Genomic DNA, 13,770 nt, shown 5'->3' on the forward strand with positions numbered 1-13,770 from the left:
ATCGCCTACGGCGTCAAGAGCGGCCTGCAGCCCGGCGAGAACAAGGTGTACGCGGTGTACGACCTGGGCGGCGGGACGTTCGACGTGTCCATCATCAACATCACCGCGGACGACATCAAGGTGGTCGGGACGGGCGGCGACCCGCGCCTGGGCGGCCTGGACATGGACGAGGAGATGATGAAGTGGGCGCTGCGGCAGATCAAGGCCAAGCACGGCGTGGACCTGGCCGGCGACGAGGCGGTGCGGCGCCGGCTGAAGGTGGAGGCGGAGGACGTGAAAAAACGCCTGGTGCTGATGCAGGCCACCGAGCTCAACGTGCCCTACCTGACGGTGATCAACGGCCAGCCGCTGAGCCCGCTCCTGCCCATCACCCGGGCGCAGTATGAGGGGCTGATCATGCGGCTGCTGGAGCGGTCGATGGTTTGCCTCGAGGAGGCCGTGGCCAGCGCCGAAAAGACGAACGATTACGGCTGGGGCGACCTGCACGGCGTGCTGCTGGTGGGGGGGCCGACGCGGATGCCCGTCATCCGCAAGATGCTGGCAGACAAATTGAAGGAAAAGTGCCCGGACCGCGAGTTCGAGATCAAAAGCGATCTGAATCCCGACGAGGTGGTGGCGCTGGGCGCGGCCATCGTGGCCGGCGGGCTCGTGCCCATCGGCCATCCACCCGAGGTGGTGGAGGAGATGGCGCCGGAGGAGCTGGAGCAGGTCAAAAAAGAACAGGCAGCCTCGACGGAATCGGCCGTGCCCAAGGTGAAGATTTTCGACGTCACGGGGCACTCGCTGGGGATCGCGGTGGAGGGCGTGAAGTTCCATCGCATCATCACCAAGGAGTCGGTCATCCCGATCACGCAGAGTCAGGCCGGTTTCACCAACGCAGCCGATTTCACCACCGAGCTGCTGGTGGAAGTGTACCAGGGCGAAGAGGAATACGTGGCCGCCAACACCAAGGTGGGTGAAGTTCGGATCCAGGGGTTGGAGCCGCTGCCGCGCGGCCAGCATGTGCTGGAGGTCAAATTCACCTTGGACGCGAGCGGCACCCTGTCGACGGTCTGTACCGACCTGCGCACCCGCCGGGTCTACGAGGGATCGTTCAAGTTCGACGGGATCACCCGCATGGACGAAGATACGATCAAGAAAAACCGTGAGCTGGTGATGCAGGCCATGGCCGGAGCCTACGGGGCGCCCGGCGGAACGCCTGACGGGACGCCGCCCGCCGCCCAGCCGCAGCCGCCCGCGCCGGGCCCGGCACAACCGGGCGCCACGGCGCCGGTGCCCGGTTTGCCGCCCGAAAAGATCCCCGCGTCCTGGAACGCCGTCTGGGAGAAGGCCCAAGCCTTGGCGCGCAGTCTGCCACCGGACAAGCAGGCCCGGCTCGTCGCGGCGATGAACGGATTCGCCCAGGCGGTGGCGGGCGGCAACGCCGACGTGATCGAGGACAAGGCGTACATCCTCCAGGACACCATCTACGAGGTGGGGAGCTGACGCATGACCACGACGGCCATCGGCCATTACCAGGTGAGCGACTCCCCGGCGGCGCACGACGCGTACGGCGCGCTCTTCGCCGGCACGGATTCCCGGTCGGGTGACGCCGTCTACGTCAAGGCGTTCCGGCCCGCCGGCTCCTGCGCCGCCGACCGCGCCCCCGCCGAAGCGTTCGGCGGGCTGCTCCACGAGGCGCTGCTGCCGCCACGCGAGGAGCTGGCGGTGGGCCCCGGGCGCTATGTGGTGGTGGCCCGGCCCGAGGGCGAGCTTCTGGCCGCATGCCTGGACCGCCTGCGCCGCGGCGGCCTGGCGGGCCGCCACCAATTGCTCCTGATCATCCTGGGCGTCGCCCGCGGCCTGGAGCAGCTTCACAACCGGCGCCTCATCCACGGCCAGGTGAATCCCGCGGCCATCGTGGCGCGTTGCCAGACGCCCCTGCAGGCCTTCCTGCTTTGCTTCGGTGCCACGGAGCCGCTCCCCGGCCACCGCCTCATTGCCGACAATCCGTTTCTCCAGTTTGTGGCGCGGGAGCAGCTCCGGGGCGGCGGCGGCCAGGCATCTGATATCTACGCGCTGGGGATGCTCCTGTATGCCGCCTTCGCCAAGCATCCGCCGTTCGCCGCCGCAACGCCGTGGGCGACGGCCGAGCAGATCATGTGGGGCGACTGCACTCCCTTCGAGCCGCTGCTGGACGATCTGCCGTCGGCTATCGGCCAGGCGGTGGCGCCGTATCTCGAAGCCGTGGGCGCCGTGGCCGGCAAGGCGCTTCACCGCGATCCCCGGGCCCGCTATGCCACCGTCAGCGAGATGATCCGGCTGCTCGACGATCTCGCCCGGCGCCTGGCACCCGTGGAACTCGGCATTCAGCTCTACGAGTCCCGCCGGTTCGACCTGGCGGCGGCGGTGCTCGCCGAAGCGACCGCCGGGCCCGACGCCGCCCGCGCCCACCTGTTCCTCGGACGCGTGTACGGCGAGGGGCTCGGTGACTACGAAAAGGGGGTGGCCGCCTTCCGCCGGGCGCTCAAGGAAAACCCCGCCCTGACCAGCGCCCGGGAGGCGCTGGCGGACCATTATGCCCGCTTCGGCCATTTCGCGCTGGCCAAGCGGGAGATCCTCGAATTGCTGGGCGCCTCTCCCGACAGCATCCCGCTCATGATCCGCTACGCGGACATCCTCCGCCGCGCGGGCGATGCGGATCCGGCCGTCAACGTGCTGCGCCGGGTGGCGGAGCTCAATCCGTATCACCTGGCGGCGCGCGCCCAGGCCATCCGGCTGCAAATCGACCGTCAGCAGTTCCAACCCGCGGAGGCCGAATGCAACGGAGCGCTGGAGGTGATCCAGAAGGTCATCCATCTCGGCAATCTGAACCCGGCCGAGGTGGCCGAGATCTACACGTTGCGGGCGCGGCTGCACCGACAGCGGCGGCTGGCGGATCGGGCCATGACCTGGGCCCAGAAGGCGATCGACATTTTTCCGGCGCACGCCGATGCGCACGTTCTGCTGTCGGAACTCCACCTCGAGGCGGGGCAGAGTGAGCAGGCGATCGAACATTTCTTCGCGGCCATGAGCTTGTCGTCCGACCAGGGGAAGATCCTGGAGGGACTGGCCCGGCTGCTGGACCGTCCAGAATTCAGGCAGGAGTGACACGGAGGGATCATGGCGCAAGCGATCGCATACGGTATCGCCCTGCTGCTCGCAGCAGGGGCCTACCAGGGCATCGTTCGGGTGCATCAGCAGTACCATTCCTGGTGGCTGACCGTTTATCTGGGCTTGTGCATCGCGTTGCCCGTGGTGATCGCGGCCATCGGGCTCGCCCAGGGGCGGCCCGGTTTCAAGGCGTTCGTGCGGACCGTGGTGGCCGCCGCCCTCGGGCTGGCGGTGCTGACCCTGGTCTACCAGCACCTGACCCCGAACTGGATCTGGGCGTGCCTCGCGGGCATGGTCATCCCCGGCCTCGTCACATTCCTGCAGGGCTGGAAGAACGCCCAGACGCGGCTGACCCTGAACCAGGCCATCGAAAACTACAACCAGAACCACTATCGCGACGCCCTGACGGCCGCGCAGACGGCGCTGAACCTGGCGGTGAGCCGCAGTGACCGGGATATGCAGGCCGAGGCCGAGATGATGGTGGGCGCCAGCTACGCCCACACGGGCGAGGGCATCCGTGCGGCCCGCTACCTGAACCGGGCCCGGTCGTACTACCTGGCCAAGGGACAACCGGACAAGACCGGCCTGGCGGACAACCTGCTGCGACAGCTCCGGGACATGGGGGTGGACGTTGACGCCTCGGCGGTGGCTGAGGGTGAGGCGGGTGGAGAGCCGGCCCGGGTGGACTGGACGTTCGCGCTCAACGCGGTGCTCGCCGTCACCGTGCCGCTGGCGCTTGTCCGGCTGTGGGGGATCGATGCCGCGGCGATGTCCGTCACCGCAGCCGCGTTGGTCGCCGCCTGGTGCTTCTTATTAATCTTCGGCGGTTACGCGGTGGTGGACCAGGTGCGCGATCGCACCGACGGCGCTCGGGTGTTCCCCCATCTGCTGCCGTACGTGCTGGCCGCGCTCGCCGCCGGCGGCGCCGCCCTGGGGCTGCTCCTGTCCCGCTGGGGCGCATCGATCAGCGACTTCCCGCCGGCAGTTCGCGGTGCTCTCACAAAGTTGACGGAGACCATCGGCGCCTGGCCGACCGGGGTGCTCTACACGATCCTGGGCGGTGCAGTACTGGTGGGCATCCTCGTGCTGGTGGTCGCCAGCGGTCGTTCGCTGGCCGATTTCGTCCGGGTCATCGGGCAGGGCGACACGCGCCGGCGGGCGCTGGAGACGGCGCGCCTCCACCTGGATGAGGGCGAGTGGACCAAGGCCATCGCCCAGCTCAACCGCATCGATCTGGAGACGGAGAAGAACGCCGACCGACGCAAGGAGATACTATTCGACCTGGGATTCGCCCACTTCCAGGCCGGTCATCCCGCCGAGGCGGCCCAGTCGGTGCGGGAACTCCTGGAACTCGACTCCGCGCACAAGGAGGGGTTGTACCTGGGCGGCTACATGGCGCTGACCGTCGAGAAACCGGACCTGGAACTGGCGGAGCGCTGCTTCCGGAGCCTCCACGACCTGGCGCCCGGTTACCGGCCGCCCCACCTGAAGGGTAACCAGGGGAGTGCCCGGTACTACCTGTGCCTGACGCTCTATCGCCGGGCCATGGCGGTGATGGCCCAGGATGTGGACGCCGGGGCGGAGCTGCTGGCCGAGGTGGGCCGGATCGGGGCGCTGGACAAAGAGGTGGCCGACGCCCTGCTGCGGGTTCACCTATACCGGTTCGCCGAACTCGCCCGGCGGGGCGACTGGGTCCGCGCCGCCGACGAAGCGGAGTTGGCTGTGAAGAAGATGGAGCACCTCGACGGGCTGGTGAGCGATCCGCAGGAGATCGCCAAGCTCCGCGGTTTCTGTCATGCCGCCCGAGGCCTGGTGGCGCTGCGCCGGCAGGCGTTCCAGGAGGCGGCCGAGCAGTTCGGCCAGGCGCTCCAGGCGGTCGAGTCGTTGCGGCGGCGCGCCGCCTTCGGCGGGCGCGGCGGGTCGCTGCTGGAGCAGCTCCTGCGCAACCTGGCGGAGACAGAGACCGACGGCCGCAGCATCCAGCCCGCGTTCCCGGGTGAGTGTTCATTCCTCGCCGCCATCGCCCGCCTGCGCCGGCTGCAGGAGGCGCCGGGCAAGGCGCCAGCCATGGCTAAGGCCATGGCGGAGATCCAGACCCTCCTCGAGGGGAGCGTGGCAGCGGTGCCCGATTTCGCCGAAGGGCGCGCCATGCTGGGTCTGGTGTACTGCTACCTCGGTGCCGACGACGACATCCGCGAGAAGGGCATTGAGGCGCTCCAGTCAGTGCGCGAGCGGGTGGCCTCCAAGTTCGTCTCCCAGACTCTGTCCGAGTACGAGGCGGAGAAAGAGCGGCTCCGGGACGCCCGCGAGGCCTACTTCACCCTCCTTCAGCAATACCTCCAATCGGCGGACGTCCCCCGGGGCGAGCGCCAGGCGCTGCAGGAGACAGTGGTGCAACGGATGAAGGACCGCGGCTTGTACGAGTCGTTCATGGGCAAAGGCGGCCTCGAGATCCACTCCGAGGAGGAACCTACCGTGCAGGAGTACGCCCAGCGCGCCGGCGTGCTCGGCACCAAGATCCAGAAGATCCTGGAATCGAAACGGTCCAGCGCCCAGTCCCCCCAGATCCAGGAGCTCATGCAGCGGCTGAACCAGCAGCATCAGGCGCTCGAAGGAGCGGTGAAATCCATCACCGACCTGGAGATGAAGATCCTCCAGGAAGCGTTGGGCATCATGTAGGCGGCCGGCCGAAGGAACAGGTGAATCGCTATGGCCAAGGAACAGCAGGGAACGCAGGCGGCGCAGATGGGCGAGCTGCTCAGCCGGCTTGATCCCGTCGCCATCGAAAAGGAGAAGCTCAGCCCAAAGCTCGAAGACAGTCCGCTGGAGAACCAGCTTCTGAAGATGGCGGACGTCACCCTCGAGCAGGAGACCGGCGTGCTGCAGGACGTCCTGAAGGCGATGGGGAAGCTGTAGGCGCGCGCGTATGGGCAAACTCGCCGTGACCGACGGCCTGGCGCGCCAGCTCGTGGCGGAGATGGCCCCGCTGGTCGCCCACCTGACCGGCTGGAACCTGCAGCTCGGCGACCTGCGGGTACGGGTGCTGCCCCGTCATCGCGGCTATGAGGAGATCGTCCTGGGCCGGATGCAGGCCGCCGGCATCCGGGTGGATCCCGACGCCCCCCGAAATCCCATCGAGCGGCTCACCGAGTACATGCTGGAAGGCAACATCGCCGGGGCGTACAACCACGGCACCCGGGAGATTCTGGTTGTCCGCGAAAACGTCGACGACAGCAACCTCGACGGCCTCCGGCTGACCCTGGCGCACGAACTGGTGCACCGCGGCCAGCACGTGCACCATACCCACCTCTTCGACCGGATGGACGAGGTGATGCGGGCGGCGTACGGCTGCGGCATCGAGGGGCGGGGGACCGTGGCCGAGGCCATCCGGCGCCTGCACGAGGTGGACGAGGTCATGACGGTGATGGAGAGCCATGCCGGCTACGTGGAGCGCGAGATCAAGCGCCTCTATCTGCCACGGGCCGTGCAGGAGTCCCATTTCAACCTGGCGGCCCTGATGTTCCGGGTGCTGGGAGCGCGCAAGGTCGCCCAATACACGGACGGCATCCCGGCCGTGGCCCGCGCCACCCGCGCCGGCCACATCGACGCCCTCTACCGCAAGCTGGGGTGATCGGACGCGCGTGACTTCGCAGCATGCCTGAAGTGTAGTGCCCGTTCGCATTGTCTCACGGTGACCGGTGACATCCCGCGCTGGATGAGGATCATGTCCAAAAACATTGGGATCGACTTGGGGACGATCTATTCGAAGGTCGCCTGCTGGGACGACCGGCAGCAGCGGGCGGTGACCATCCTCAATCGGTATGGGATGGGTGTCACCCCGTCCGCAGTCGGTCTGAACAAAGCGGGCGACGTGGTGGTGGGAGTGGAAGCGAAGCAGGACGCAGTGTTCCACCCCGACCAGGCCGTGCAATACATCAAGCGTCAACTGGGGTCTGCCATCTGTGTGACCCTGGGCGGTCGGTCATACGACCCGCCAACCATAACCTCGTTGATCCTGGAGTACCTGAAAACCTGTGGGGAGTTCTTCATTGGCGAACCGGTGCAGGACGCGGTGATCGCCATCCCGACGATCTTTCCTGAAGTGCAACATGCGGCGATCCGGGAAGCTGGCCGCCTTGCGGGGTTGAACGTCCAACGGTTGATCCCCGACAACACGGCTGCGGCCGTTGTCTTGAAGCAGCGGGTCGGTGGCGCGGCGGTGTGCGGCCCCGTGCTGCTGGTCGATCTAGGCGGAGGAATGGTGAGCGTCTCGGCCGTGGACCTGGCGGACGACTGCATCGCGGTGGTGGGAACAGGCGGCGAGCTTCGGCTCGGCGGCCTGGACATGGATGAGCAGGTGATGAAGTGGGCGCTCCGGCAGATCAAGGCGAAGCACAATGTGGAGCTGGCCGGTGACGAGGCGGTGCAGCGGCGGTTGATGGCAGAAGCGGAGGATGTGAAAAAGCGACTGGTGCATGCGGAGGCGGCGGAACTGAACGTGCCGTTCCTGACCGCGATCGACGGCCAGCCGCTGAGCGTGAGGCTGAGCATCACCCGAACAGAGTACCAGGAGCTGATTCGGCCGCTGCTGGCGCGGCTGGTGACCTGTCTCGACGAAGCCATGGCCGGAGCGGAGCGTGCGGACGCGTTCGGCTGGAACGACCTGACGGCGGTCTATATCCTGGGCGGCCCGACCCGGCTGCCCATGGTGCGGCAATGGCTCCATGATGCCCTATCCGAGCGGTGCGGTGGGCGCGTGCCGCCGATCCGCACTGACCTCAATCCCGAAGAGACGGTCGCGCACGGCGCCGCCATCGTCGCCGGCGGCCGCGTGACCATCGGCGGTCCCCAACACCAGGAGCCGGTGGGATCGGCTGCAGAGGAGGGAGTGCCGCCGTTGTTCCGGGTAGTCGAGGTCGTCACGGCCAGGCAATCGGTGGGCTTCGCGGCGGCGGAAGGGAAATTCATGACGCTCATTCCCAGGGGGACGGTCCTGCCCGTCACGCGTTGCCTGCCTGTGTTAAGCGGAATGACCATGTTCACAACGGATCTCGTGGTGGAACTGTTCCAAGGCGAGGAAGAGTACGCGGCGGCCAATACGAAAATCGGTGAGCTGAGAATTGCCGAGCTGGATCCGCATGCGTGCCGGTTCAACCCGATGGAGGTGGCGATCACTCTGGATGTGAGCGGGGACATCTCGGCGGTGTGCACGGACCTGCGCACCCGTAAGCCGTATCCTTGCACCTTTATTACGAGGAAAATCACTCGGGCGGATGATGACTAGACGCGGCGTCTCCGCGATGAGTACCTGATGTCGAATCAAGGCATCGGGCGGAGCGAGTTGATGGCGCGGTGATGCAACAGGCCGCGTTCCTTGAACGCGGCGGGCGGTAACGGCGTGCGCCTCGCCGGACTGGTCGGCGGCTATTCCGTCGCGGGGAGGGACAGGCAGACGCGGTCCCGGACGTCCGTCCAGCGGGCGCGGAAGCGGTCCAGCAGCAGGTCGGGGCCGGTCTTGGAGAGGCGCCCGTCCGGGGTTCGGTACTGGAAAAAATGCAGCGTGTAGCTGCTGACGGCGGTGCGGGAATAGGTGTACGTGTTCGAGAACGTGCCCACGGGCTGGGCGTCCGGGGCGTAGATCGCCAAATCTGCCAAGGCGCTCTCGGGCATGAGCCGGATGACCGTGTTCGACAGGGCGACGAAGCAGTCCTCGCGGTTGGGGGCGAACAGCTCGGCGAAGGTCAGTTCGATCGGGACTTCCGCCGGGGTCGCGGCGGGCCGGTTGGCCGCCAGCTCCGCGTAGCGGGTCGCCACCGCCTGGAGGCGCTTGTCCACCGCATCGAAGGGGAGGGTTTTCGGTTTCCCTTTGGCCTTGATTTTCAGTCGGCCGAATTCCTGCAGCAATTGCGTCCGGATGTCGGCGCCGCCGCCGGGGGCAGACGGGTTGCCGGCCGTTTGCGGCAGGGCCATCACGCCGGCTACAATCGTTGCGAATGCCAATACGCACACCCAACGGATACGATGCATGATGCTTGGCTCCTTCGCTCAGGATTGAACCGGCGGCTGCAGCGGCAGCTCGAAGCGGAAGCGGGCGCCGCCGCCGGGGCGGTTCTCGGCCCGGATCCGGCCGCCGTGCGCCTCGACGATGGTTTTGCAGATGAACAGACCCAGGCCGACGCCGCCGGTGCGCCGCTCCCCCTGAATGTACTTCTCAAAGAGGGCGGCGGCGTCCGTTTCGGGTATCCCCGGACCCTCGTCGTCCACCGTGACCTCGATGCGGTCGCCGACTGGGCCGATGCGGACAGTGACCGTGCCGCCGGCGGGCGAGAACTTCATGGCGTTCTGGATCAAGTTCAGGAACACGTGGCCCAGCCGATCGCCGTCCACGCGGGCGACGAGTTCGGACGGGGCGTCCAGCTCCAGCCGGATCTGCCGGGCCCGCCCGCCGGGCCGGGCCTGGTCCATGGCACGGCGGGCCAGGGCGACGACGTCTTCGGCGCGGAGCTGCAGTTTGAGACGACCCGCCTCCAGGCGGCTGGCCTCGAGGAAGTCGGTGATCTGCTGGTCGATTTTCCGGGCGCTGGTGATGATGAGCTCCAGCATGCGGCGGGCGTCGCCGCCGGCCGAGTCCTCACGCAGCAGCTCGGCCAGGCCGAGGATGGCATGGGTGGGCATGCGCAGGTCGTGCACGATCATGTTGGCGAAGTCGGTTTTCAGCGCCTCGAGCTCGTCCCGCGACTGCTTGAGCTTGAGCAGCGAGCGCACCTTGGCCAGCAACAGGTCGTCGCTGAAGGGCTTGGAGATGAAGTCGTCCGCCCCGGCCTCCAGCCCTTGGATACGATCCTCCAGTTCGTTGAGCGCCGTCACCATGATGACCGGGATGAAGCGCGTGGCGGCGTCCGCACGGAGCGCCCGGCACACGGCGAAGCCGTCCTGCCCGGGCATGAGCACGTCCAGCAGCACGAGGTCCGGCACTTCCGCGCGAGCGATCCGCAGCGCGTCCGCGCCGGTGCCGGCGCTGCGGGTGGCATACCCCTCGGGGGTGAAGATGGCCTCCAGCAAAACCAGATTCTCCGCGACGTCGTCCACAAGGAGCAGCCGGGGTGGGTTATGCATCGTAGGTCTGCCTCGCCTTGACGATATCGCCCCGCCGGCCGCGGGCGTCCACTCCGGCGGTGGGCAGGGTGAAGTGGAAGGTGTTGCCGCCGGCCGCGGCGGACTCCACCCAGACCCGTCCGCCGTGGAGCTCCACCAACTTGCGCACCAGCGCCAGCCCCAGCCCGGTGCCTTCCGTTCCGGCGGCCTGGGCGGCGCGAACGAAGGGCTCGAAGATCCGCTCCCGGTCTTCCGCGGCGATCGCCGGTCCGCTATCGGTCACCGAGATCCGGATCTCGTCGCCGAACTCCGTGAGCTGCGCCTGCACGGTGATGGCGGAGCCCTCGGGGGCGAACTTGATGGCGTTGCTCAGCAGGTTGAACACGATCTGCTTCAGCTTGCTGCGGTCCACCGTCACGGGGGGGATGGAATCACCGAGCCGCAGGTGGACTGTTTGCGCCTTGCGGTCCGCCAGCGGCCGGATGGAGTGCGCACATTCTTTGAGAAGCTGCGCCAGGTTGATCCGGCGGCGTACCAGCGCCACCTTGCCCGAGTCGATCCGGGACAGGTCCAGGGTGTCATTGATGAGCTTGAGCAGGTGGTCGCCGTTCTTCTTGATGTACTGGGCGTATTCCTGCTGCCGCGGGTTGAGTGGACCGTGCGTCTGCTTCAGGAGCACGTTGGCAAAGCCAATGATCGCGTTGAGGGGGGTCTTCAACTCGTGGGACGCAGCGGCCAGAAACGCCGTCTTGAGCTGGTGGGCGCGCTCCAGCTCCCGATACCGCTCGCGTAGCGACTCCGATTTGAACTTCAGCTCCCGGGCCAGGCCGATCGTCCGCTGGAGCGTGACGGCGTTCAGGATGGCGATGGCGATCTGGACAGCGGCGCGCTGCACCAGGTCCAGCATCTCGGGCGAATAGCTGGCGGTGGTCCCGGCGACCAGCACGCCCAGGAGCTGGTCCGCGCGGAGCAGGGGCTGGATCAGCACCACGCGCGGCGGCACCTCCACGTCGTCAGCCAACCGGAGCTTCAGGGGGAAGGTCGGAGGGATGTCCCCTGACACGTACTGCTTTTTCTCCCGGGTGACGAAGCCGAACAGACCGACCCCCGGTTCCAGCGGCGGCAGGTGGTCGGGGAGGTTGTGGCTGGCGAAGGGCAGAAAGCGCCTTTCCTCGGATGCCTGCAGGTAGATTGCCCCGATGCCCGACTCGGTCGCCGCGCACAGCATCACCAGCACATCGTCGAGCGTCCGCTTGAGGTCATCGGACGAGATGAGCCGCGTAACGATCCGATTAAACAGCTCGCGGAAATGCTGTTCCCGCTGCAACTGGTGTTCGCGGTTGATGAGGCGCCGGTTTGACTCGGCCAATTCGTCCATGGCTGCGAGCAGCCGGGCGCGGTCGGTGGCGGATTCAGGCGGACGGGTGCGTTTGGCGCCCACGATTCACCTCACGGGGGGCGTCGGGGCGGACGGCTTCCGGACCACCAGCGCCGCCCAATCGCCCGCCCAGTCTTCTTCCAGGATTGTCCAGCCGCACTCCGTCGCGGCGGGGCGAATACCGGACAGTTCCTCGCCGAGGATCCCGCTCAGCACCATCAACCCGCCGGGCCGAAGCAGGCGGTCGAGATGCCCCCGGTGGGACAGGATGATCCCCGACAACAGATTGGCGAAAATAAAGTGGTAGGGTGCCGACTGAAATTCCTCCAACGGCACGCAGCGCACTGCGTGTGTCAACCGCACCCGGTTGGCGGCGAGGTTCTCGCGGGCCACCTCGACACTGGCGGCATCCAGGTCAATGCCGTCCACGCGGAACCGTGGCGCGGTGCGTGGACACCGCCAACTGGCCCAGCGGTCGAGGGCGATCATCAAGATCCCGCTGCCGCACCCCGCGTCCAGGCACCGCGTGTGCCGGGCGCGGTGATATTTTTCCATCAATTTGATGCAGAGCCGCGTGGTCTCGTGGCTGCCCGTGCCGAACGCCTGCTGGGGATCGATCTGGATGACCAGGCGCCGGCGGGGATCGGCGGGCGTATCCCACGACGGGTGGATGAGAAAATGGCGGCCGGCGGTGACGGCGCGATGCGCGTCGCGCCCGTGCGCCACCCAGTCGACCCGTGCTTCGAATCCGATCTGCGGCCGCGCCAACGAGCCGGCGGACTGAGGGGCCAGGCGACGCGGCAGCTCGGCGGCCAGACGCTGCAGATCCACTCCCGGGGGAAAGTACGCCTGAATGGTGACGTCAGTCGCTGCTGGGTAGGTGACGGCGGCGCCCAGCGAGCCCAGTCGCACCATGAGCTCGCAGGCCGTTTCCTCCAGTTCCTGCGGCAGCGTCCAGCTGATGATCCCCCACGGGTCGTCCTGCGTCATGATCGCCAGCGTCTAGTTGGGTGTCGGACGGGAGAGGCTCTCCCGGATTTTGTGCAACATGCTCTTCTGGTCCGCAAGCGTGTCGCCGTCGGCCAGCCGGCCGAACTCCTCCAGCAGCTTCCGCTGCTCCCGGGACAGCTTCTTGTTCACATCGACCTTCACCCGTACGTACAGGTCGCCGCGGCCGCTGGTCCCGATTTCCGGCATTCCCTTGCCCCGCAACCTGAACACGGTTTCGGGCTGGGTGCCGGGGGGAACCTTGAGCTTCTCGTCACCGAACAGCGTCGGGATCAGCAATTCGTGGCCCAGGGCCGCCTGAGTGAAGCTGATGGGGATCTCCAGATACAGGTCGCTGCCTTCCCGGTGGAACAGCGGATGATCCTCCGCGAAGACCAGGATGTACAAATCGCCCGGCGGCCCGCCGGCGGACCCCGCCTCGCCTTCGCCCTGCAGGCGCAGCCGGGTACCCGACGTGACGCCGCCGGGGATCTTGACCTCGATGGTTTTCTCCCGCCGCACCCGACCCTGGCCATGACAGGCGGCGCAGAGGGTCTGGATCACCCGGCCGGTGCCGCCGCAGTGCGTGCAGGGACGGGCGATGGTGAAGAAGCCCTGGGTGTAGCGCACCTGGCCGCGACCGTTGCAGGTGGTACACGCCGTCGGACTGGTTCCGGGCGCGGCGCCTGATCCGCCGCAGTCGGCGCAGGACTCCAGGACGGGAATCTTGATTTTCGTCGCGGTGCCGAAGGCGCTCTCGAGGAAGGAGATCTTCAGCTCATATTGCAGGTCGTTGCCGCGATGGGCCCGGTTGCGGCCGCGGGTGCCGCCCCGGCCGAGCAAGTCGCCGAAGCCGAACAGCCCATCGAAGATGTCGGCGAAATCGGCGAACACCGTGTCGAAGCCGCCCTCGAAAGCCGAACCGGTCACGCCGGCGTGCCCGAAGCGGTCGTACTGGGCGCGCTTTTCCGCGTTGCTCAGGACGCTGTAGGCTTCCGCAGCCTCCTTGAATTTCTCCTCCGCGGCGGGGTCGTTCGGGTTTTTATCCGGATGGTGCTTGAGCGCCATTTGCCGGTAGGCTTTCTTGATCTCGTCCAGTGACGCGGAACGATCCACCTCAAGGACTTCGTAGTAGTCGCGCTTGGCCAAGTGATTCCTCCAGGGGCGGCGGCGTCAGG

11 protein-coding genes are annotated in these 13,770 nt (G+C 67.3%); 6 read left to right on the forward strand and 5 right to left on the reverse strand.

What is annotated here, in order from left to right; genetic code table 11:
- From GX414_04230 to GX414_04255, 6 genes are all read left to right on the forward strand, one after another.
- Positions 1 to 1,485: Hsp70 family protein (locus tag GX414_04230; protein ID NLI46295.1), on the forward strand; the 1,485-nt coding region annotated here is incomplete at its 5' end.
- A gap of 3 nt (positions 1,486 to 1,488) precedes the next feature.
- On the forward strand, positions 1,489 to 3,129 hold the full coding sequence (locus GX414_04235; protein ID NLI46296.1) for a tetratricopeptide repeat protein: 1,641 nt from the start codon (positions 1,489 to 1,491) through the stop codon (positions 3,127 to 3,129).
- Between the two features lie 12 nt (positions 3,130 to 3,141).
- Complete coding sequence (locus tag GX414_04240; GenBank protein NLI46297.1) at positions 3,142 to 5,811, forward strand: hypothetical protein; 2,670 nt, start codon at positions 3,142 to 3,144, stop codon at positions 5,809 to 5,811.
- A 30-nt stretch (positions 5,812 to 5,841) separates the two neighbouring features.
- Positions 5,842 to 6,048 carry a hypothetical protein gene (locus tag GX414_04245; GenBank protein NLI46298.1) on the forward strand — a complete coding sequence of 69 codons (207 nt, stop codon included), beginning with the start codon at positions 5,842 to 5,844 and terminating at the stop codon, positions 6,046 to 6,048.
- Positions 6,049 to 6,058: 10 nt separating this feature from the next.
- Positions 6,059 to 6,763: a hypothetical protein gene (locus GX414_04250; GenBank protein ID NLI46299.1), complete on the forward strand. Its 705-nt coding sequence runs from the start codon at positions 6,059 to 6,061 to the stop codon at positions 6,761 to 6,763.
- Positions 6,764 to 6,856: 93 nt separating this feature from the next.
- A complete protein-coding gene (locus tag GX414_04255) occupies positions 6,857 to 8,416 on the forward strand; it encodes an Hsp70 family protein (GenBank protein NLI46300.1) in 1,560 nt (519 codons plus the stop codon).
- A gap of 140 nt (positions 8,417 to 8,556) precedes the next feature.
- On the opposite strand, the gene GX414_04260 is transcribed toward GX414_04255, so the two are convergent.
- From GX414_04260 to dnaJ, 5 genes are read right to left on the reverse strand one after another with little or no spacing between them, the layout of a single operon-like run.
- Entirely contained in the window at positions 8,557 to 9,159 is a 603-nt protein-coding gene (locus GX414_04260; protein NLI46301.1) for a hypothetical protein, read from the reverse strand.
- Positions 9,160 to 9,177: 18 nt separating this feature from the next.
- Positions 9,178 to 10,248: a hybrid sensor histidine kinase/response regulator gene (locus GX414_04265; protein ID NLI46302.1), complete on the reverse strand. Its 1,071-nt coding sequence runs from the start codon at positions 10,246 to 10,248 to the stop codon at positions 9,178 to 9,180.
- Positions 10,241 to 11,668 (reverse strand): GAF domain-containing sensor histidine kinase, encoded by a 1,428-nt coding sequence (locus GX414_04270; GenBank protein ID NLI46303.1) that lies wholly within the window; start codon positions 11,666 to 11,668, stop codon positions 10,241 to 10,243. Before GX414_04270 ends, GX414_04265 begins: the two co-directional genes overlap by 8 nt.
- A gap of 3 nt (positions 11,669 to 11,671) precedes the next feature.
- Positions 11,672 to 12,595, reverse strand: coding sequence for a methyltransferase domain-containing protein (locus GX414_04275; GenBank protein NLI46304.1), 924 nt, complete (start codon positions 12,593 to 12,595; stop codon positions 11,672 to 11,674).
- Between the two features lie 12 nt (positions 12,596 to 12,607).
- Positions 12,608 to 13,741 carry a molecular chaperone DnaJ gene (dnaJ, locus tag GX414_04280; protein ID NLI46305.1) on the reverse strand — a complete coding sequence of 378 codons (1,134 nt, stop codon included), beginning with the start codon at positions 13,739 to 13,741 and terminating at the stop codon, positions 12,608 to 12,610.
- Between the last annotated feature and the right edge of the window lie 29 nt (positions 13,742 to 13,770).

It is taken from the genome of Acidobacteriota bacterium (assembly GCA_012517875.1).
Classification (GTDB): domain Bacteria; phylum Acidobacteriota; class JAAYUB01; order JAAYUB01; family JAAYUB01; genus JAAYUB01.

Coding starts and splice junctions, on each gene's coding strand:
- GX414_04275 (NLI46304.1), bottom strand. CDS start 12,595: ATGACGCAGGACGACCCGTGGGGGATCATCAGCTGGACGCTGCCGCAG.
- GX414_04255 (NLI46300.1), top strand. CDS start 6,857: ATGTCCAAAAACATTGGGATCGACTTGGGGACGATCTATTCGAAGGTC.
- GX414_04250 (NLI46299.1), top strand. CDS start 6,059: ATGGGCAAACTCGCCGTGACCGACGGCCTGGCGCGCCAGCTCGTGGCG.
- GX414_04245 (NLI46298.1), top strand. CDS start 5,842: ATGGCCAAGGAACAGCAGGGAACGCAGGCGGCGCAGATGGGCGAGCTG.
- GX414_04260 (NLI46301.1), bottom strand. CDS start 9,159: ATGCATCGTATCCGTTGGGTGTGCGTATTGGCATTCGCAACGATTGTA.
- GX414_04265 (NLI46302.1), bottom strand. CDS start 10,248: ATGCATAACCCACCCCGGCTGCTCCTTGTGGACGACGTCGCGGAGAAT.
- GX414_04235 (NLI46296.1), top strand. CDS start 1,489: ATGACCACGACGGCCATCGGCCATTACCAGGTGAGCGACTCCCCGGCG.
- GX414_04240 (NLI46297.1), top strand. CDS start 3,142: ATGGCGCAAGCGATCGCATACGGTATCGCCCTGCTGCTCGCAGCAGGG.